Annotated in this window: 17 protein-coding genes and 1 tRNA gene; 13 read left to right on the top strand and 5 right to left on the bottom strand. The window is 42.4% G+C overall.

The genetic code is table 11. From position 1 onward, the window contains the following. The first annotated feature begins 5 nt into the window (after positions 1-5). Positions 6-77: transfer RNA gene (locus ACTHRG_RS21995), tRNA-Glu, on the top strand. Between the two features lie 81 nt (positions 78-158). Here ACTHRG_RS21995 and ACTHRG_RS21990 read toward each other — a convergent pair. Next, entirely contained in the window at positions 159-356 is a 198-nt protein-coding gene (locus ACTHRG_RS21990) for a hypothetical protein (RefSeq protein ID WP_440232039.1), read from the bottom strand. Between the two features lie 223 nt (positions 357-579). Between ACTHRG_RS21990 and glgB the strand changes: the two genes are divergently transcribed. From glgB to ACTHRG_RS21965, 5 genes are read left to right on the top strand one after another with little or no spacing between them, the layout of a single operon-like run. Then, the gene (glgB, locus tag ACTHRG_RS21985) at positions 580-2,526 is read left to right on the top strand and encodes a 1,4-alpha-glucan branching enzyme (RefSeq protein ID WP_440232038.1); all 1,947 of its coding nucleotides are present in this window, start codon (positions 580-582) and stop codon (positions 2,524-2,526) included. Continuing rightward, entirely contained in the window at positions 2,468-3,613 is a 1,146-nt protein-coding gene (locus ACTHRG_RS21980; RefSeq protein WP_440232036.1) for a glucose-1-phosphate adenylyltransferase, read from the top strand. Before glgB ends, ACTHRG_RS21980 begins: the two co-directional genes overlap by 59 nt. Before the next feature lie 53 nt (positions 3,614-3,666). Next, positions 3,667-4,695, top strand: coding sequence for a sugar phosphate nucleotidyltransferase (locus ACTHRG_RS21975; RefSeq protein WP_440232033.1), 1,029 nt, complete (start codon positions 3,667-3,669; stop codon positions 4,693-4,695). After that, complete coding sequence (glgA, locus tag ACTHRG_RS21970) at positions 4,692-6,143, top strand: glycogen synthase GlgA (RefSeq protein ID WP_440232031.1); 1,452 nt, start codon at positions 4,692-4,694, stop codon at positions 6,141-6,143. Before ACTHRG_RS21975 ends, glgA begins: the two co-directional genes overlap by 4 nt. Next, positions 6,133-8,547 carry a glycogen/starch/alpha-glucan phosphorylase gene (locus ACTHRG_RS21965; protein WP_440232029.1) on the top strand — a complete coding sequence of 805 codons (2,415 nt, stop codon included), beginning with the start codon at positions 6,133-6,135 and terminating at the stop codon, positions 8,545-8,547. Before glgA ends, ACTHRG_RS21965 begins: the two co-directional genes overlap by 11 nt. Positions 8,548-8,591: 44 nt before the next feature. Here the strand turns inward: ACTHRG_RS21965 and ACTHRG_RS21960 are convergent, their stop codons facing one another. Continuing rightward, a complete protein-coding gene (locus tag ACTHRG_RS21960; RefSeq protein WP_076263287.1) occupies positions 8,592-9,440 on the bottom strand; it encodes a dimethylarginine dimethylaminohydrolase family protein in 849 nt (282 codons plus the stop codon). Between the two features lie 154 nt (positions 9,441-9,594). Between ACTHRG_RS21960 and ACTHRG_RS21955 the strand changes: the two genes are divergently transcribed. After that, the gene (locus ACTHRG_RS21955; protein WP_048011093.1) at positions 9,595-9,807 is read left to right on the top strand and encodes a hypothetical protein; all 213 of its coding nucleotides are present in this window, start codon (positions 9,595-9,597) and stop codon (positions 9,805-9,807) included. 61 nt (positions 9,808-9,868) lie between these two features. Here the strand turns inward: ACTHRG_RS21955 and ACTHRG_RS21950 are convergent, their stop codons facing one another. Beyond that, a complete protein-coding gene (locus ACTHRG_RS21950; RefSeq protein WP_440232026.1) occupies positions 9,869-10,633 on the bottom strand; it encodes a TraR/DksA C4-type zinc finger protein in 765 nt (254 codons plus the stop codon). Positions 10,634-10,928: 295 nt separating this feature from the next. Continuing rightward, positions 10,929-11,861, bottom strand: a complete 933-nt coding sequence (locus ACTHRG_RS21945) for a 1,4-dihydroxy-2-naphthoate polyprenyltransferase (RefSeq protein ID WP_440232024.1) — start codon at positions 11,859-11,861, stop codon at positions 10,929-10,931. 392 nt (positions 11,862-12,253) lie between these two features. Between ACTHRG_RS21945 and ACTHRG_RS21940 the strand changes: the two genes are divergently transcribed. The 6 genes from ACTHRG_RS21940 to menC all read left to right on the top strand — a co-directional run bounded on the left by ACTHRG_RS21940 (position 12,254) and on the right by menC (position 19,837). Continuing rightward, positions 12,254-13,663 carry an isochorismate synthase gene (locus ACTHRG_RS21940; RefSeq protein ID WP_440232022.1) on the top strand — a complete coding sequence of 470 codons (1,410 nt, stop codon included), beginning with the start codon at positions 12,254-12,256 and terminating at the stop codon, positions 13,661-13,663. After that, positions 13,660-15,405: a 2-succinyl-5-enolpyruvyl-6-hydroxy-3-cyclohexene-1-carboxylic-acid synthase gene (gene menD, locus ACTHRG_RS21935; RefSeq protein WP_440232019.1), complete on the top strand. Its 1,746-nt coding sequence runs from the start codon at positions 13,660-13,662 to the stop codon at positions 15,403-15,405. The genes ACTHRG_RS21940 and menD overlap by 4 nt, the downstream gene beginning before the upstream one ends. 6 nt (positions 15,406-15,411) lie before the next feature. Beyond that, positions 15,412-16,257 (top strand): 2-succinyl-6-hydroxy-2,4-cyclohexadiene-1-carboxylate synthase, encoded by an 846-nt coding sequence (menH, locus tag ACTHRG_RS21930; protein WP_440232017.1) that lies wholly within the window; start codon positions 15,412-15,414, stop codon positions 16,255-16,257. 75 nt (positions 16,258-16,332) lie between these two features. Further along, on the top strand, positions 16,333-17,154 hold the full coding sequence (menB, locus tag ACTHRG_RS21925; RefSeq protein WP_440232015.1) for a 1,4-dihydroxy-2-naphthoyl-CoA synthase: 822 nt from the start codon (positions 16,333-16,335) through the stop codon (positions 17,152-17,154). 87 nt (positions 17,155-17,241) lie between these two features. Then, positions 17,242-18,729, top strand: coding sequence for an o-succinylbenzoate--CoA ligase (locus ACTHRG_RS21920; RefSeq protein ID WP_440232040.1), 1,488 nt, complete (start codon positions 17,242-17,244; stop codon positions 18,727-18,729). Between the two features lies 1 nt (position 18,730). Beyond that, positions 18,731-19,837, top strand: coding sequence for an o-succinylbenzoate synthase (gene menC / locus ACTHRG_RS21915; RefSeq protein ID WP_440232013.1), 1,107 nt, complete (start codon positions 18,731-18,733; stop codon positions 19,835-19,837). 362 nt (positions 19,838-20,199) lie between these two features. On the opposite strand, the gene ACTHRG_RS21910 is transcribed toward menC, so the two are convergent. Continuing rightward, positions 20,200-20,352 carry a DUF1540 domain-containing protein gene (locus ACTHRG_RS21910; RefSeq protein ID WP_076263303.1) on the bottom strand — a complete coding sequence of 51 codons (153 nt, stop codon included), beginning with the start codon at positions 20,350-20,352 and terminating at the stop codon, positions 20,200-20,202. Between the last annotated feature and the right edge of the window lie 16 nt (positions 20,353-20,368).

The following is a 20,368-nucleotide window of genomic DNA, read 5'->3' as shown; positions in this document are numbered from 1 at the left end:
ATATTGGCCCCTTGGTCAAGCGGTTAAGACACCGCCCTTTCACGGCGGTAACACGGGTTCGAATCCCGTAGGGGTCATACAAAAAAGCTGTCAACAATTTGTTGGCAGCTTTTTTGTTGTCTTTTTGCAGATCACTTTTGCGTTCCGTCCGCTCCTATTTAATCAAATTTCTCTTCTTCCCTGCTTAATTTATTGCCTGGATTATTCAAATCGATTTCAGAAGATATTCCCGTATAAGGGCCCCTAAACATATCACCAGTGGCCATAATCTTTCCATCTGGTGCTTCAAATAGCGGAATTCTTATTTCCTTTTTGGAAGCCTCATTCAATAAAAACTCTTCTTCTTTATTGCTCAAAATATTATTCTCCTTTCATTTTTTGCTTGCATACTTTGTTTTATTTTGTCTAAGTTTACCGGAGATTATGTCGAAGGCTGTTAAAATGGGCAAAATGCTATCGGATATTAGCGGAATATGAACGTTGTTGTCATAAAATTAAAAAAACTTTTACAAGGACTTTTCCCAGATGCAGCGAATATAACAGGAAAGTCAAAAGAATCGAGACTGGGTGGGGAGAAGGATGGTAGTGGATACTTTGTTTCCAACCGATTATCAGCTGCATTTGTTCCATGAAGGGACGCTTTATGAGAGTCACCAGTTATTTGGTGCACATGTAGTTTCAAACGGAGGAGCAGTGATTACCCGTTTTTGTGTATGGGCACCGAATGCTGAAATTATCAGATTAGTCGGTGATTTCAATGATTGGAATGGAGAAGGCTATACCTTACATAGAGTGAATAAGGAAGGTGTCTGGATTATTCAGCTGGATGGAAACATGGAAGGTGCCTTGTATAAGTATGAAATTACTACAAAGAGAGGAGATATGCTTTTAAAGGCTGATCCTTATAGTTTTTTTTCAGAAGTAAGGCCGAATACAGCTTCTAAAGTATATTCGCTGGATGGATATCAGTGGAATGACAGCAAATGGATGCAAAAAAAAGAAAAGAAGCCTATTTTTACAGAGCCTGCGGTCATTTATGAGGTCCATCTTGGTTCGTGGAAGCAAAAAGAATCGGGCAGTCCCTATACGTACCGGGAGCTTGCAGGGGAATTAATACCTTATGTGGTGGAGCATGGGTTTACTCATATAGAATTGCTTCCTCTAATTGAGCATCCGCTCGACGCTTCCTGGGGCTATCAGGGAACAGGTTATTACTCGGTTACCAGCCGTTATGGCAGTCCTCATGATTTTATGTATTTTGTTGATCAATGCCACCAGCATGGTGTTGGGGTGATTCTGGACTGGGTGCCGGGGCACTTCTGCAAAGATGCCCATGGCCTTTATCAGTTTGATGGTTCGTATTTGTATGAGTATGAAACAGAAGGTGACAGAGAGAACCGGGTATGGGGAACCGCCAATTTTGATCTCGGCAAAAATGAAGTGCAGAGTTTTCTTATTTCCAACGCTGTTTTTTGGATGGAGAAATACCATATTGACGGCTTCAGGGTTGATGCAGTTGCTAATATTATTTATTGGCCGAACCGGGATGGGAAAACAGAAAATCCGTTTGGTACCGGTTTTCTGCAAAATCTCAATAAAGTGGTTTCACAATATGATTCTTCCTTTCTCATGATGGCAGAGGATTCAACAGACTGGCCGCAAGTGACTGCACCAGTTCATTATGGGGGGCTGGGTTTTCATTATAAGTGGAATATGGGCTGGATGAATGACGTCCTTACATATATGGAAACAGAGCCCGAGAGGCGATCTGGTGTCCATGGGAAAATGACATTTTCACTTTTATATGCTTTTACAGAGAACTTCATACTGCCTTTTTCACATGATGAAGTTGTCCATGGAAAAAAATCGCTGCTGGATAAAATGCCGGGCGATTATTGGCAAAAGTTTGCCCAATACAGGCTCCTTTTAGGCTATATGATTGCCCATCCAGGCAAGAAGCTTCTTTTCATGGGGAGTGAACTAGGGCAGTTTTCCGAATGGAAAGACAAAGATCAGCTTGATTGGCATCTGCTTGATTACGAGATGCATAAAAAAGCAAATGATTATGTGAAAGAATTAATAAAGGTTTATAAACGTTCCAAGCCTCTTTTTGAACTTGATCACCTTCAGGATGGCTTTGAATGGATTGATTGTCATAATTCGCACCAATCCATCTTTTCTTTTATCAGGAAAGGCTCCAAAGAGGATGATTATCTCGTGATTGTCTGCAATTTTACACCGGCTATATATCCAAAATATCGTATAGGCGTACCAGATATGGGATCTTACCGGGAAATACTTAACAGTGACAATGATAGCTTTGGAGGATCAGATTGCATAAACAAGAGGGTCATTAAGAGTGAGGAAAAAGAGTTTCATGGCAAGCCGTTCAGTTTGGAAATGTCTATTCCGCCATTTGGCATTTCAATATTACGCCCTGTAAAACATCGGAAGGAGAGGAAGGAAAATGGGAAAGAAAAAGTGCGTCGCAATGCTATTAGCAGGAGGGAAAGGGAGCAGGCTTAGTTCTCTGACAAAAAGCCTGGCGAAACCTGCAGTTCCTTTTGGTGGAAAGTATAGGATCATTGATTTTACATTGAGCAATTGCACCAATTCCGGAATTGATACAGTCGGTGTTTTGACACAATACCAGCCGCTGGTTCTGAATTCGTATATCGGCATAGGAAGCGCATGGGATCTTGATAGAAAGAACGGCGGTGTGACAGTGCTGCCCCCTTACAGCGAATCATCGGAAGTCAAATGGTATACAGGAACAGCCAGTGCCATTTATCAGAACCTCAATTATCTAAAGCAATATGATCCAGAATATGTCCTGATCTTATCCGGTGATCATATTTATAAAATGAATTATGAGCTGATGCTTAAATATCACATTGAAAAAGGCGCGGATGCCACTATTTCAGTAATTGAAGTGCCTTGGCCGGAGGCAAGCAGATTTGGCATCATGAACACGGATGGTGAGATGCGGGTCGCAGAATTTGAGGAAAAACCAGCATATCCCAAAAATAATCTAGCTTCCATGGGAATATATATTTTTAATTGGTCTGTTTTAAGGGAATATCTGGAAATGGATGACCGCAACCCGGAATCTAGCCATGACTTTGGGAAGGATATCATTCCATTAATGCTTGATGAAAATAAAAAGCTGTTCGCGTACCCGTTTAATGGCTACTGGAAGGACGTTGGTACAGTTAAAAGCCTGTGGGAAGCAAATATGGATTTACTGGATGATGAATGCGAGCTGAATCTTTTTGATCATGATTGGCGGATTTATTCGGTGAATCCGAATCACCCTCCACAGTATATTTCAACTCAGGCGGAAGTTGCAGAGTCTTTGATAAATGAAGGCTGTACGGTTGAGGGCGAAGTGGAAAAGTCAGTGCTTTTTCAAGGGGTTCAGGTTGGGAAGAATACGGTGATCCGTGAATCGGTCATTATGCCTGATGCTGTGATTGGCGAAAATGTTTATATTGAAAAGGCGATTGTGCCAAGCGGAATGAACATACCTGATGGCGTTGTGATTAGTGCTTCCGAAGAAGATGACGAAATTATTCTGATAACACAGGAAATGATACAGGGTATTTGTTCTTAATTTACAGCTGGATGCCTAAACGGCTCCTGGCCAATAAAACGGGAGGGAATGTCATGAAGAAGAGAATGCTTGGTGTAATAGATGCAACAACCTACCATGAGGATTTAGAGGAATTGACAGTACACAGGTCGCTCGCAGCTGTTCCGTTTGCAGGCCGCTATAGGCTGATCGATTTTGTTCTCTCCAATATGGTCAACTCGGATATTGAGAGTGTGGCCATATTTCCGAAGTATCAATATCGCTCTTTAATGGATCACCTTGGTTCAGGCAAAAACTGGGACCTAAACAGAAAAAGGGATGGGCTATTCTTTTTTCCGTCTCCTTTGCTGGATAGTCCAAGTAAAGGGATCGGATCTTTCAATCACTTTGCTGCCAATTTGGATTATTTTTATCGCAGCAAGCAGGAGTATGCCTTGATCTCAAACTGTTTCACCGTTTTTAATATGGATTTCAGGCCTGTTCTGGATAGACATATTATGACGGGGTGTGATATTACAGTTGTTCGCCAGGATGGACGGTCCCTGGAAATGTACCTTGTAAAAACCTCGATGCTTATTAGTTTAATAGAAAATAGAAACGAAACAGGATACACGTGCATGAGTGATGTTGTTACAGATATCCACCATTCGTACACGATATGCAATTATGAATATACCGGCTTGGCTGTTATGATTGATTCCATTGAAAATTACTTTGCTGCCAGCATGGGGCTATTGGAACCGGAGGCATGGAAAAATATTTTTCTGCGCAGCCAGCCCATTTATACAAAAGTAAAAGATGAACCGCCAACCCGATATGTAAAAGGTGCGAGCGCAAAGAATTCAATGATTGCAAATGGCTGCATGATTGAAGGAACAGTCGAGAACAGCATTATCTCCCGCGGGGTCAAAATTGGCAAGGGCTCAGTCGTGAAAAATTGTATAATCATGCAAAAAACCCAAATTGGAGAGAACTGTGTTTTAGACTCTGTTATTTTAGATAAAGATGTTAAGGTAGAATCCGGTGCCAGAATTGAGGGAAGAAGTGAAATGCCTCTGGTAATTCGCAAGGGTACCGTACAAGGAGCGCTGATGAACTCGTGAAAGTATTGTTTGCTGTTTCTGAATGTGTTCCATTCGTCAAATCCGGAGGTCTTGCAGACGTAGCCGGTTCTCTTCCGAAAGAGCTTGCCAAACAGGGGACTGACGTACGGGTGATTCTTCCCAAGTATGGTTCCATATCAGATGATTTTAAAAAGAAAATGTCAAAAAAGTGCGAGTTTACAGTTCAGGTAGGCTGGAGAAACCAGTATTGCGGAATTGAAGAACTTGAGCACCAGGGAATCATATTCTATTTTGTGGATAATGAATATTACTTTAACCGTGAAAAATTATACGGCTATTTTGATGATGGAGAGAGGTTTGCCTATTTTAACCGGGCCGTGCTGGATGCTCTTCAGCATATAGATTACTGTCCAGATGTTATTCACAGCCATGATTGGCATACCGGGATGATTCCTTTTCTCCTCAGGGTTGAGTATCGTGCGAAAAAGGGGTATGAATTCATTCGGACAGTCTTCACCATTCATAACCTTCAATTTCAGGGGATTATGCCAGGGACTGCTTTAGGGGATCTATTAGGGCTTGACAATAGCCATTTCCATCCGGATAAGCTTGAATTCTTCGGAAACATCAATTTCATGAAGGGCGGACTTGTCGCTGCTGATAAAATTACCACAGTCAGTCCTACGTATAAAGATGAAATTCAAACGGAGTATTACGGTGAGAAGCTGCATGATTTGCTGAAACGCAGAGCTTGTGACCTGGAAGGAATCTTAAATGGGATTGATGATGAATTTTATAATCCTGAAAAGGATCCATATATAAAAGAGAACTATGCCGCTGAAAAGCTGCAGATTAAAAAAGAGAATAAAGTTCATCTTCAGAAAAAATTCGGCTTGCCGGTGAAGGAAAAGGTTCCTTTGATAGCCATGGTTACGAGACTGACAAAGCAAAAGGGCCTGGACCTTGTAAAATGTGTGTTCCATGAGCTTATGCAGGGTGATGTTCAAGTCCTGATTCTAGGGACTGGAGACCCTGAGTTTGAGCAATTTTTCAGGGAGATGGAAGCGGGCTACCCGGATAAATGCAAAGCTTATATTGGGTTTGATGAAGGGCTTGCACATGAATTCTATGCAGGGTCCGATTTATTCTTAATGCCTTCACAATTTGAGCCCTGCGGGTTAGGGCAGATGATTGCGATGAGATATGGCTCCATTCCCATCGTCAGGGAAACAGGCGGTTTAAATGATACCGTCCATTCTTACAATGAATACACAGGAGAAGGAAACGGTTTTTCCTTCAGCCACTTTAATGCCCATGACATGCTGTACACCATTCGAAGAGCAATAAGCTTTTACAGTGACAGCAAATTATGGGAGCAGATTATGAAAAATGCGATGGGTATGGATAACAGCTGGGCACAATCTGCTTTCAAATACAATCAGCTATATGCAGGCCTTGTTTCAAGGAGTGAAAGCCATGTTTTCTGATCGCGATGAGTTCAAAGAGGAATTCCTGAAGAAACTGGAGATGACCTGTGGAAAAAGCTTTGGCGAAAGCACAGAAAGAGATCATTACTTCACTCTCGGAAATATGATCAGGGAACATGTGAGCACAGAGTGGATTAATACAAATGAACGATACCGCATCGACCGTGAAAAGCAGGTATATTACTTATCCATCGAGTTTTTATTGGGCCGCCTGCTTCATCATAATCTGATAAACCTGGGGATTGAGCAGGTTGTAAAAGAAGGCCTGGCAGATCTGGGCATTGACCTCAACCGCCTTGAAGAAATCGAAGCAGATGCAGGGCTTGGAAACGGGGGACTGGGACGTCTGGCTGCCTGCTTTATGGACTCGCTGGCATCCTTAAACCTTCCCGGCCATGGCTGTGGAATTCGCTATAAGCATGGCCTATTTGAGCAGAAAATTGTGGATGGCTATCAGGTGGAGCTTCCGGAGCAGTGGCTGCGGAACGGCCATGTATGGGAAGTCCGAAAAGCCGATCTGGCCATTGAAGTTCCTTTTTGGGGCAAAGTCGAAACGGCAGAGGACAACGGAAGGCTTGTGTTCCGCCATGTAAATGCGGAAACTATTTCGGCTGTTCCCTACGATATGCCTGTCGCCGGCTATCAAACAGATACGATTAACACTCTCAGGCTTTGGAATGCTGAACCGTCTCCTTATCCTGTAAATCATGATATTTTAAAATATAAGCGGGAAACCGAATCTGTTTCCGAGTTTCTATATCCTGATGATACCCATGATGAGGGGAAGATCCTGAGGCTGAAGCAGCAATACTTTCTTGTTTCGGCCAGTATCCGTTCCATTGTCCGTTCCTATCGAAAGCAGCATACCAGTTTAAGAGATTTCCATGAATATGTGAGCATTCATATTAATGATACACATCCTGTTCTTGCCATTCCTGAACTTATGAGAATCCTGCTGGATGAAGAGGGAATGGGCTGGGAGGAAGCCTGGGATATTACGGTCCGGACGATTGCCTATACGAATCATACAACTCTTTCAGAGGCATTGGAGAAATGGCCTGTCCGCATTTTCCAGCCTTTGCTGCCGCGGATTTTTATGATAGTGAATGAAATCAATGAACGCTTTTGCCGCAATCTTTGGGACAGATATCCGGGTGACTGGAAGCGGATTGAGGATATGGCAATTATCGCACATGACCAGGTTAAGATGGCACATCTTGCCCTTGTTGGCAGCTCCAGCGTAAATGGTGTTGCCGCCCTTCATACAGAAATCTTAAAGAAGCGGGAAATGAATCAGTTTTATGAAATTTTTCCTGAGAAATTTCATAATAAAACCAATGGGATTACACACAGAAGATGGCTTTTGAAATCCAATCCGCTTTTGTCTGGTCTTATAAATGAGAGCATTGGGGCAGGCTGGGTTCGGGAACCGGAAAAGCTCCGCGAGCTGGCAGATTTTAAGAATGATAGAGTTTTCCTTGGGCAGCTGCATCAGATTAAGCAATTGAACAAGGAAAGATTGGTAAAGCGCATTCAGGAGCAGCAGGGCATTAAGATTGATACGTCTTCGATTTTTGACATTCAGGTTAAGCGTCTGCATGCTTATAAACGCCAGCTGCTAAATATTCTTCATGTTATGCATTTATATAACAGGCTGAAGGAAGATTCCAATTTCCGCATGCATCCGCGGACTTTTATTTTTGGAGCAAAAGCTTCCCCTGGCTATTACTATGCAAAGAAAATCATCAAATTAATTAATACCGTTGCTGAAAAGGTAAACAGCGATCCGCAGACAAGAGATGTTCTAAAGGTTATCTTTCTTGAAAATTACCGGGTTTCTCTGGCGGAGGAAATTTTCCCCGCTGCAGATATCAGCGAGCAGATTTCTACAGCAAGCAAGGAAGCATCAGGTACAGGGAATATGAAATTCATGATGAATGGAGCTTTGACAGTTGGTACACTGGATGGAGCCAATATTGAGATAAAAGAAAAAGCAGGAGATAACAATATTTTCATCTTTGGCCTGACGGCAGATGAGGTGCTCAGCTATTACCAGAATGGCGGATATAATTCCAGGGAGTATTACCATCATGATAAGCGAATCCGCCAGGTCACCGACCAGCTTGTGAATGGATTTTTCCCGGATGCAGATGATGAGTTCGAGCCCATTTTTGATTCATTGCTGATGGAAAATGACCAGTACTTTGTATTGCGGGATTTTGCTTCGTATGTCAATATCCAGAAAGAAGCCGGAAAGGCATATGAGGATCGGAATCATTGGCTGAAAATGAGCTTATTGAACATTGCCGGTTCAGGCTATTTTTCAAGCGACCGCACAATCAGCGAATATGCACGCGAAATATGGAAAATCAAGCCCGCTGGCGTTGAGATGATGAATAAGTAGTAAGAAAAACAGCCCTTCTTGTGAGAAGAGGCTGTTTTTGGTGATTAATGTTGACTGCGCTTAACCGGCATGGTACAGCAGCGGAAGGCACCTCCGGATTTAATAATTTCAGTAATGTCTACCTCAATGACTTCATAGCCCCTGGACCTGAGCTCTTTATTGACATTCTTATTAATGGGAAGACTGAAGATTTTTTTATTGCCAATTGAGAGGACGTTCGTTCCAAGTGTGAATTGCTCCTCTTCGGAGACTTTAATTAAATCATAGCGCGATTCCAGCATTTTTACTTTTTCCCCATGAATCTCTCCTGGAAAAATAAGAGCTTCCTCTGGTGAAATGACATTAAATACACAATCAAGGTGAAGATATGTATCAGTGAAGGGGACGGATATGACTTCATAATCAGGCATAAGGCTGCGAAGATGTTCAATCGCTTCCTCGTGGGTCCGGCTGCTGACTCCTGCGTATATAGTCTGGCCATCGATGAGAACATCGCCACCTTCTATACGATCACCGGTAAGATTGTAAAAAGGAACCTGATTTACTTCCAGCCATTGTTTCAGAATATTTTCCTCTCCCTGCCGGATATCAGCTGCCATTTCTGCAACATACACCTTTTCTCCAAGCGTGAATCCGATATCACGGGTAAAAACCTGCTCTGGGTATTTTTCAAGCGGGGGCAGTAATACGACTTCGACACCCTGATCTTTTAATGCGCTGACAAAGTGCCTGTGCTGTTTCATCGCCACGTCGATGTTAATACCCTCTTTTTCATAATGCTTCTGCGTTTCATTAATGGTATCTACTATCGTCATGTACTTTGGTTCACATAACACCACTTGTTCAAGTTTGTCATATTCTGAAAAGCATGCTGCTTTCATTTGTGCGGACATAATGAACCTCCCAGCAATTTATTCTAAAACTAATATTTCCTTTGTGGCGAAGTTTTACTCTGCAAAGGAAAAATATTAACAATAATTTCCACTACAAAAAAGGTTTAAAAACCCTGATAATGAAATCATTAGATATAAAGGGGGTAGCTGTTAAGTGTACCAAATCGAGAGAGGATCTATGGAAGAAGTTTTGCTGCATCTTCAAAATATTGGACTGCAACTAAATGAATTCGAGAAAACAAGTGATTCTATTCCGGTGAAAAATTATAAAGAACTGCTGGAATTCAGCATCTCCATTGCCCGCCGCACAAACGATGTTTCCGATACTATTGATGAGATTATCCAGGATATCGAATCCAAACTATAAATAAGGGTATCTTATTTTGCCATTTGACATAAAAAAGCGATGCAGCTGCATCGCTTTTATTTTAATCCTTATCTTTCTTATCTTCATCCACATAGCCGTCAGTCTCATGATACGGCACATCACCGAAAGGTGCTTCGATATCATTTTCATCCAGCATCGCTTCATACTCTTCCTGTTTCTTGGAAGGATAGATTTTTCTCTCCTTGCCTTCAAGATCATTACCGACAAATGTCTCATAATCTTCTGTAAAGCCTTCGTCGTCATGGCCTTCATTATAAAGGGAATTATAATCTTCATAGTCGCCCCTTAAATCAGAGGGTGTCTCAGAAGTGCCAAACCGGGCAACTTCCTGAAAGCTGTCTTCATTATCTACTACTTCCCTGAATTGATGATGCTGGAAGGTATTTCCGTGAGCAGGTTCAAGCACATCTTCTTCAACAGGACGGTCTCCCGGCACGTTTTGTTCCGGACTATGATCCTTACAGTAAAGGGTTGCCGGAATCACTTCCAGCCGCTCGTATGGAATATCAGAACCGCACTCTTTGCATTTGCCGTATGAACCATTTTCTATTGCCTTTAGTGCAGCATTCACTTTATTGAGTTCGGAGTCATGATGCTCTTCTAAAGCAAAATCCTTTTCACGTTCATAAAGTTCAGAACCCATATCTGCCGGATGGTTATCATACAGTGATAGCTCTCCTACTGCATCTCTGGCACTTGCACCTTCCAGACTTCCTTCTTTATTACCCTGCAGCTGGGACTCCAGTGATTCCTTTTCATCATTCAATTCCTTTTTTAAAGTGCTGATCTGTTCATTGGTCAACATATTATGTCACATCCTTAGTTTTGATGATTTTTATAAAAGCCTGTTGATCTGATAGTCAAGCTTATAATAAAGCCGAGCTCTGACAGTTTTGCTCCGCCGGATATCAAATCTTAGTCCATATGGGTTTAGTATGGACGTAGTTTGCAAAATCATAACGGAAGAAGTAATTTTACGGCCTGCATCTTCCTTACGTAAAAAATACCCGTTAAAAATGGGATGAAACCAGGATGACGATTTCTGCTGATTTTTTCCAAGCAAAAAACCCCTGCCATAGAAGCAGAGGTTTAATAGATGATTATAGTAGATATCCGAGAAACAGGCCTACTGATAAAAGGAAGCCAAAGATTGTATTTGTCTGTGCAGTTGCTTTCATCGCAGGCATCATTTGCATCGGAAGTGTTTTGCCGATGAAGCCCTTCGTTGCTTTAATGGCCTTAGGCGCACTAAGGACAACGATAGCAAGCCATGGTGTTATGATGTTCATGGCGATTAATATGAAGACCCATGCATAAGACACGATGAACATACCGGCAAGCAGGTTAATCGCTCCATTTTTTCCTAAAAGAATAGCCAATGTTTTACGGCCGAATTCCTTGTCTCCATCCAGGTCTCTGATATTATTGGCCAGCAGAATGGCGCCAACAAGAATCAATATTGGGAATGAAACTAAAACACTTGTTGCGGTTACGGTTCCTGCCTGGATATAGAAAGAAATAAGAATGATTAGCATACCCATGAAAAAACCTGCGAATAATTCACCAAATGGTGTGTAGGCAATCGGAAGAGGACCGCCTGTATATAAATATCCTACTGCCATGGAGGCAAGTCCGATTACTGCAATCCACCAGCTTGTGTTCATGCAAATATAGAAACCAAGCAATATCGAAACTCCGTAAAGCCCAAAGGCCAAATTCAGGACCGTTTTTGGTTTGATTCCTTCACGGACAATCGCTCCGCCGATTCCAACAGAGTCTTCCGTATCAAGCCCTCTTTTGAAATCATAATATTCGTTAAACATATTGGTAGCAGCCTGAATCAGCAGACTTGCTGCCAGCATGGCAAAAAACAGGCTGAAATTTATTTCGGTAAGTTCCATTGCAAGAGCTGTTCCAAGTAAAACCGGAACAAAAGCAGCGGTCAAAGTGTGCGGCCTGGTCAGCTGCCACCAGACTCTCCAGTTCTTTGAGCTCGAAGCAGGCGGAAAATTGGTCTGTGCTTGTGGTTGCATGATAACTCTCCCCTTATTTATCTATTCTGTAGTGGTCAATCATTGCATCATTCAAACTTGTTTATTTTAACTGATTATCAGGGTATTGTCAAAGTAAACCCCTATACGCCAACTATACCAAACACCTTAAGTTTAGGTAAATACGGCAAGAGTGTCAACGTATTATTGCCGTAAAATGCACCGGTATTTGCCATGAATGCTGTAACGTAACAGTTATTTACAGTGAACCTGAGTTAATTGATATTATAGATGCCGAAAGTAAGCTATAATATAAAGGATACAAAAAGGAATGGCTGGATTGACATCATTGACATTCCTTGAATCACAGGTGTATCTTAGAATGAGTTTAAAGTAGGATAACGGCAAATTAAGCTGTTATTGGAGGGATTTTTTTGGTTACGATACAAGATACGGAACTAAAAGAAGGGATCCAGGATGCGATTGAGAGGGCCAAAGCCTTATCAAAGCCTGTTTTAGTGAGTGAAGTGAAAAAAATAAATCATATAGACCCCCTTTCTTTTTATGCGGCAGGAAAGAGCCGTTTTTTTGGTGAACGCTTTTTCTGGAAGGATCCTTCCGGTGAAGCTTATATAATCGGGCTTGGCATCTGCAGGCAAATCCAGTCAGACGAAAGTACAGACAGATTTAATCGGGTTGAAAAGGAATGGAAGCGTTTTATTAATAACAGTATCATTTTTAACTCTTATAATGAAAATGCAACCGGGCCCGTGATGTTTGGCGGTTTTTCTTTTGACCCGCTGAAGCAAAAAACAAAGCTTTGGTCGAAGTATTCCAATTCCCTTTTTCATGTGCCGGCTTATATGTACAGTGAAATCAATGGACAAGCTTTTTTGACAACAAATGTTGTCTGTACACAGCATGATAGTGAATCACTTTTTGAAAAGATAGCCGCTGAAAGAAGCATCCTAATAGGTTCAATTAATGATTATCATCCTGAGAGTGCAAACACTCTTCAGGAAGAAGCAGATATCAATCCCGAAAAATGGATGGAGACAGTGGATGAAATTGTTAACGAACTAAACTCAGGATCCGTATTAAAAAAGGTTGTGCTTGCGAGGGAATCCAGACTCATTTATGAAAAGCCGATTGAGATTGAAAGAGTTCTTCAGAATTTGATGAAAATGCAGAGTGAAAGCTTTATCTTTGCGTTTGAATCGAACGGTGACTGCTTTATTGGAGCCTCTCCTGAACGCCTTATAAAAAAATACGGGGAAAACGTGTTTACAACTTGTCTGGCAGGTTCCATCCCCAGAGGCAAAACGGAAGAAGATGATCATATCCTTGGAGAAACATTACTGCATGATCAAAAGAACTTGACTGAACATCAATATGTGGTGGATATGATAAAGGAAGCTATGGAAGAATCCTGCACAGAAGTTGAACTGCCGAATGAGCCGCAGCTGATGAAGATGCGGGATATTCAGCACCTATATACCCCTGTAATAGGAAAGACCAGGGAAGATGCTTCACTGCTTGCTTTAGTTGACCGTCTTCACCCGACTCCTGCGCTTGGAGGCCTGCCTAAAAGAGAAGCTGTAGAAAAAATCAGAGAAGCAGAAGAACTGGATCGCGGCTTTTATGCTGCTCCATTAGGATGGATGGATTTTAGAGGAAATGGCGAATATGCTGTTGCGATAAGATCCGGTCTAATTCAGGGGAATGAGGCATCCTTATTTGCAGGCTGCGGAGTGGTACAGGATTCAAATGCCGAAAGCGAATACCAGGAAACAAAAATTAAATTCCGGCCTATGCTTACGGCTCTTGGGGGTTATGAGAAGTGAATCATCAGGAAGCTTTAACTTCATATATAGCCGCATTTGTGGCTGAATTAGTAAAAAGCGGGGTAGAGGATGTCGTGGTCAGTCCCGGCTCCCGTTCTACCCCAATGGCAATGGTAATGGCAGAGCATCCGGAGCTTCGTGTACATATTCATGTAGACGAGCGTTCGGCTGCCTTTTTTGCGTTGGGCATTGCTAAAGCATCCCAAAAACCGGCAGCTTTACTGTGTACATCCGGAACAGCAGCAGCCAATTACTACCCCGCCATTGTGGAAGCACGGTATTCCAGAGTGCCGCTAATCGTGCTTACGGCGGACCGGCCTCATGAACTAAGGGATGTAGGCGCTCCACAGGCAATCGATCAGATTCACTTATATGGTAAAAATGTAAAGTGGTTTGTTGAGATGGCTCCTCCCGAGAATTCAGCAGAAATGCTTCGTTATGCACGAACAGTATGTGCCAGAGCTGCTTCTGCCGCCAAGAGTTCGCCGGCTGGACCTGTACATCTTAATTTCCCTTTCCGTGAGCCGCTAGTTCCGCAGCTGGATCGTGCTGATTTATTTGAGCTTAGTGAACGAACGGAAGGGTATGTAAATATTCAGGGTGGCAAACTTAGTTTGCCTCATGAAGAGTACAAAGAAATGGCACAGGTTTTAAACTCCGCACAAAAAGGGATTATAATCTGCGGTCATTTAGAAAAATCCGGCTTCCCGGCTGCCGTTATTAAACTGGCGGAAAAGCTGAACTTTCCGATCATTGCCGATCCATTATCACAGTTGAGAAGCGGACTGCACGATGGCAGTTTCATTATGGATGCATATGATACCTTTTTGAAAAATGACGATGCAAAAAAAGCGCTTAAGCCGGATCTCATTATTCGCTTCGGTGCTATGCCTGTATCAAAGCCATTGTCCATTTTCATGAAAGAAAACAGTACTGCCCGGCAGATAATTGTTGATGGAGGCGGCGGATGGCGTGATCCTTCATTGCTCTCGACCGAAATGATTCATTGCGATGAGCTGCTGTTCTGCGAATCCGTCATGTCATATTTTAACGCTTCAGAGAATGATGAATTCATTGCACTGTGGAAAAAAATCAATGATCTTACAAGAGTAAGGCTTGCTGATATTAATGAAGCAGATGAATTGAGCGAGGGTAAATTGTTTTTCCAGCTGGCAGAAATGCTTCCGGAAGACTCCACCTTATTTGTAGGAAACAGTATGCCTATACGGGATCTGGATACTTTCTTCCATTTTAATCAAAAAGGCATTAAAGTAATGGCCAATAGGGGAGCAAATGGCATTGATGGCACCGTTTCAACAGCTCTGGGTGCCGGAATGGCATCCCAGCCGCTCTATCTTGTGCTCGGTGATTTAACTTTCTTTCATGATTTAAACGGTTTAATAGCCTCTAAGCAGTATGGAATTGATATCAATATATTGCTGATTAATAATAATGGAGGAGGAATCTTTTCATTCCTGCCTCAGGCGAATTACCCCAATAACTTTGAAAAACTGTTCGGAACACCGCTGGATCTTGATTTCAGCCATGCCATTAAGATGTTTGGCGGGCAATATGATTTGATATCGGATTGGGAACATTTTATTTCCGCCTTCAAACGGAATATGGACATACCCGGCTTGAAGGTAATGGAAATTACGACAAATCGGGACAGGAATTTAACTGAGCATCGAGAATTGTGGAATTCTGTTTCCCGGGAAATAAGTCGATTGCTGGAAGGGTGAATGCCGATGAAATATGTCATGAATGGGGTTCACTATCATGTCGATACGTGGGGTAAGGGATTTCCGCTCCTGCTTCTTCATGGCTTCACGGGAAATAGTGAGGGGTGGAAAGAGTTCACTCCATTCTGGGAAGGTCACTCGAAGACAATAGCTTTGGATATCATCGGCCATGGGAAGTCTGGAGCACCATCTGATATTGCCCATTATCAAATAGAAGAGTGTGCCGCTGTGATAAACAGTCTCTTAGAAGAGATGGGAATCGGGAAAATTGATGTTCTTGGATATTCCATGGGGGGACGGCTTGCGCTGACTTTTGCAGTTAAATATCCTGAAAAAGTCCGCACGCTGATTTTGGAAAGTGCTTCCCCAGGGCTTAGGACAGAAGAAGAAAGGCATGAAAGAAGAGTGCAGGATGCCAGGCTGGCTGACAGAATCAGGAAGGAAGGCATTGTGAATTTTATCGATTATTGGGAGAATATCCCCTTATTTCAAAGCCAAAGAAATCTTCCTGATCAAATCCGGACACGAATAAGAAACGAGCGTAAGGCCAATTCTATTGGTGGTCTGGCAAACAGTTTGAATGGCATGGGCACCGGTTCACAGCCATCCTGGTGGGAGAAGCTCGGTAATCTGAAAATGCCAGTCCTTCTATTAACAGGAGAATTGGATCAAAAATTTTGCAGAATTGCAGAAGAGATGTCGAAAGCTCTGCCAAATGTTCAGTGGAAGTCCGTTGAAAATGCAGGACATGCAATTCATGTGGAGAAACCTGAATTATTTGGTACAATAGTAAGTGGGTTTTTGTCGCAATCAGGGGAGATTAATACAAACTCAGTAAAGATTGAAGAATGATGTCCTGTGCTGGCGCAAAGCTGTGCGGCAAATATCGCGCTTTTTAATAGAATACATATTGAGGAGGATTCATGTATGTCAGCTGTAGAATGGGTTGCAGGAAAAAAGTACGAAGAGATTATGTATGAAACATACAATGGAATTGCGAAAATCACCATCAATAGACCGCAAGTCCACAACGCCTTTACTCCAAGAACGGTAATGGAATTAATTGATGCATTTGCATACGCACGTGATGATGAAAGTGTAGGTGTAATTGTTCTCACAGGTGCAGGAGATAAAGCATTTTGTTCAGGCGGAGACCAATCTGTCAGAGGACATGGCGGATATGTAGGGGATGACCAGATCCCTCGTTTAAATGTTCTGGATCTTCAGCGCTTAATCCGTGTCATTCCTAAGCCGGTTATTGCGATGGTAAAAGGCTATGCAATTGGCGGAGGACATGTCCTTCATATCGTATGTGACTTAACGATTGCAGCTGATAACGCTGTATTTGGACAAACAGGACCTAAAGTCGGAAGCTTCGATGCAGGTTACGGTTCAGGATATCTTGCAAGAATCGTTGGCCATAAGAAAGCACGCGAAATTTGGTATCTGTGCCGCCAGTACGGAGCTCAGGAAGCTCTGGATATGGGTCTTGTTAATACAGTTGTGCCGCTTGAGAAAGTGGAAGAAGAAACAATTAAGTGGTGTGAAGAAATTTTGGAGAAGAGCCCGACTGCTATCCGTTTCTTGAAGGCTGCCTTTAATGCCGATACAGATGGACTTGCTGGAATACAGCAATTCGCCGGTGATGCAACTCTTCTATACTATACAACGGATGAAGCGAAAGAAGGCCGTGACGCATTTAAAGAAAAGCGCAAGCCGGACTTTGGCCAATTCCCGCGTTTCCCTTGATTTTAGGGGTATATTATTTTTCAGCTTGATGGCCAGTCCATCAGGCTGTTTTTATATAAAAATATCGCATGAATTGAGGTGTTTATGATGGAAGCGCAAATAGTGCCAAGTTTCCTTCACAAGCGGGCATTTTTAACACCCGAACGCCCAGCCCTTTCTTTTCTGGAAAGAACCTATACATTTTCAGAAGTGTATGATCGTTCATACACGATAGCAGGGCAATTACAGGCAGCTGGATTAACTAGAGGCCAGTTTGCAGGGGTGCTCCTGAGAAATCATGAAGACAGTGTTTTTATCCTTTTGGCTCTGCAGCTAATCGATGTGAAGGCCGTTATTTTAAATAACAGGCTGACTGCCGAGGAATTAATTTGGCAACTGGATGATTCGAAGTCCGCTTTCCTTTTAACAGAGAGTTCCTTTGATGGAATTAGCCAAAAGGTTGTAAACTCTTTACGGGGAATTTCGGCAATACATAAAGAAGAGCTCTTCAGGAAAGATCCTGCCGAGCCGTCATTAATAGAGGAAATAAGTCTTAATGAGGTTTGTACTGTCATGTATACATCCGGTACAACAGGGAATCCGAAAGGCGTTCTGCAAACCTACGGTAATCATTGGTGGAGTGCAGTGGGGTCTGCATTGAACTTAGGGCTGAATGAAAACGACAGCTGGCTGTGTGCTGTTCCGATTTTTCATATTAGCGGCTATTCCATTTTAATGCGAAGCATCATCTACGGCATGAAAATGGTTCTTTTTGAATCTTTCCATGAGAAAAAAGTCATCAAAGCCATTTCCGGAGAAAAAGTGACCATCATGTCTGTTGTGAGTACGATGCTCACTCGGATTGCAGATGAACTAAAAAATGAGCGGCTGCCGGACTATTTCAGATGTATGTTATTAGGGGGAGGTCCAGCAGCGAAATCTCTTCTGGAAGTTTGCAGGGAGAAGGGTATTCCTGTTTACCAGACTTACGGAATGACGGAAACTTCGTCACAGATTGTTACTCTGGCTCCGGAATACAGTTTCAGCAAATTAGGTTCAGCCGGTAAGCCTTTATTTCCTTCCCAGCTGAAAATTGTTAATCAGAATGGGGGGATTGCGGATCCTGAAGAAGCAGGTGAGATTCTTGTGAAAGGCCCGAATGTGACGAAAGGGTATTTAAACCGTGAAGAAGAAACTGCGAACAAAATAAAGGATGGCTGGCTCTCAACCGGAGATATAGGCTATGTCGATCAAGAAGGATTTTTATATGTACTTGATCGGCGTTCAGACTTAATCATTTCAGGCGGGGAAAATATTTATCCTGCTGAAATTGAGGGCGTTCTTGCTTCACACCCCAAAATATCGGATGCAGGGGTGATTGGCATGAAGGATAATGTTTGGGGTGAAGTGCCTGTCGCCTTTATTGCAGGGGACGAAAGCCTGGATAAAAAAGAATTGACAGAGTACTGCTTAAAGAGGCTGGCAAAGTATAAAGTGCCTAAAAAGATCATCATGATTAATGAAATTCCCAGGAATGCTTCTAAGAAGATAGTAAGAAGGAAGCTCCGGGAACTTCTCGGGGAAAGCGGGAAATAGCATGGATATAAAAACTATTACTTTGTATAGAATTGCGATGCCCCTAAAAACGCCATTTTCCACTCATTTAGGAACTGTCAAGGACAGAGAGGGAATCATAGTTGAAGTAATGGATACGGAAGGACGGAAGGGATATGGGGAAGGTGTAGCTTTTTCTTCCCCCTGGTATACAGAGGAAACGGTTGAGACGAGCTATTATGTGCTTAAGGAGTTTCTTATCCCCATCATGCGGAAATCGGATATTAAACATCCTTCAGATGCAAGCCGTGATTTTGATGCCCTCAGAAGGAATCAAATGGCGAAGGCAGCACTGGAAACGGCTTTATGGGATCTGGCTGCCAAAAAAGAAAATAGCTCTCTTTCTAAATTTATAGGCGGTAAGAGGGAACAAATTTTATCCGGCGTGGTTGTTGGCGCCAAAACAAAGGAAGAAGTAAGAAGGCAAATTGAAAGCTATCTGGAAAGCGGATATCAAAGAGTCAAAATAAAGATCAGCCCCGAAAATGATTATGAATTGATCTCGGAAATCCGCCGCTATTATCCCGATCTGCCAATAATGGCTGATGCTAATTCAGGTTACTCATTGGAGGATATAGACCAGTTAAAAAGGCTTGATGACTTCGGGCTTATGATGATTGAACAGCCGCTTGAACATGATGATATTGTTGATCATGCAAAGCTTCAGAAGGAATTGCAAACACCGATCTGCCTGGATGAAAGTATTGTTACCTTTAATGATGCCAGAAGAGCTGTCGAGCTTGAAAGCTGTAAAGTTATCAATATTAAGATTGGCAGGGTTGGAGGTTTAGGAGCAGCAAAGAAAATCCATGATTATTGCCTGGATAAAGGGATTGCAGTCTGGTGTGGAGGTATGCTCGAGTTTGGAATCTCCCGTGCCCATAATATTGCGCTGGCTTCTCTGGAGGGCTTTGCCATTCCCGGTGATATTTCAGCGTCAGAAAGGTATTGGGAAGAAGATATTATTCTTCCTGAAGTCACCGTAAAGAACGGAATGATTAAGGTTCCCGATAAACCGGGAATTGGTTTTGAGATTAATGAGAAAAGACTGAGTGAAGTTACAATCTCAAAGGAAAGTTTTGTCCTATAGAAAAAAACCGCAGTTCTATTCCGGCAGAACGGCGGTTTTCGTTTGATTGCAAAAAAATAAGGCGCATCCGCAGCGCCATATATTATCAATTAATGAGTAATTTCATCTTTAATAAATGAATCTTCTTTAATGGCAAAGGAGCTTAATCCAGCAGCAGCGGCAAAAGCAGCTCCAAGCAAAATAACGGTTGATAACATATGTATCACTCCTATAGGTTATTGTTATTCTATACATTCCCGATAAATAAAATAATAAACTTATTTATATAAAAAAAAGCGGTGCAGCCTATGCACCGCTTTTGCAGTAAGATGCATAAATGGCATTGCCGGAATTCGACAAAATTCGGGCGGTGCCTGTCACCATTAATGCGGTTCGAACGTTTTGCAGTCTGTTTCTTTAGTGTCGTCTGCCGTTTTGCCAGTATGGCTGACTACGTATATCTGGTCTGCGCTGCATAGGTTTCCATCTTTCCAGAAAGTGCAGTTGTTTACTTCACATAAAACATCTTTTGCCATCGATTATTCCTCCTAA

Origin of the sequence: Cytobacillus sp. SAFR-174, from assembly GCF_051964675.1 — a bacterium.
Classification (GTDB): Bacteria; Bacillota; Bacilli; order Bacillales; family Cytobacillaceae; genus Cytobacillus.
This window is presented reverse-complemented; position numbering and strand designations above follow the sequence as displayed.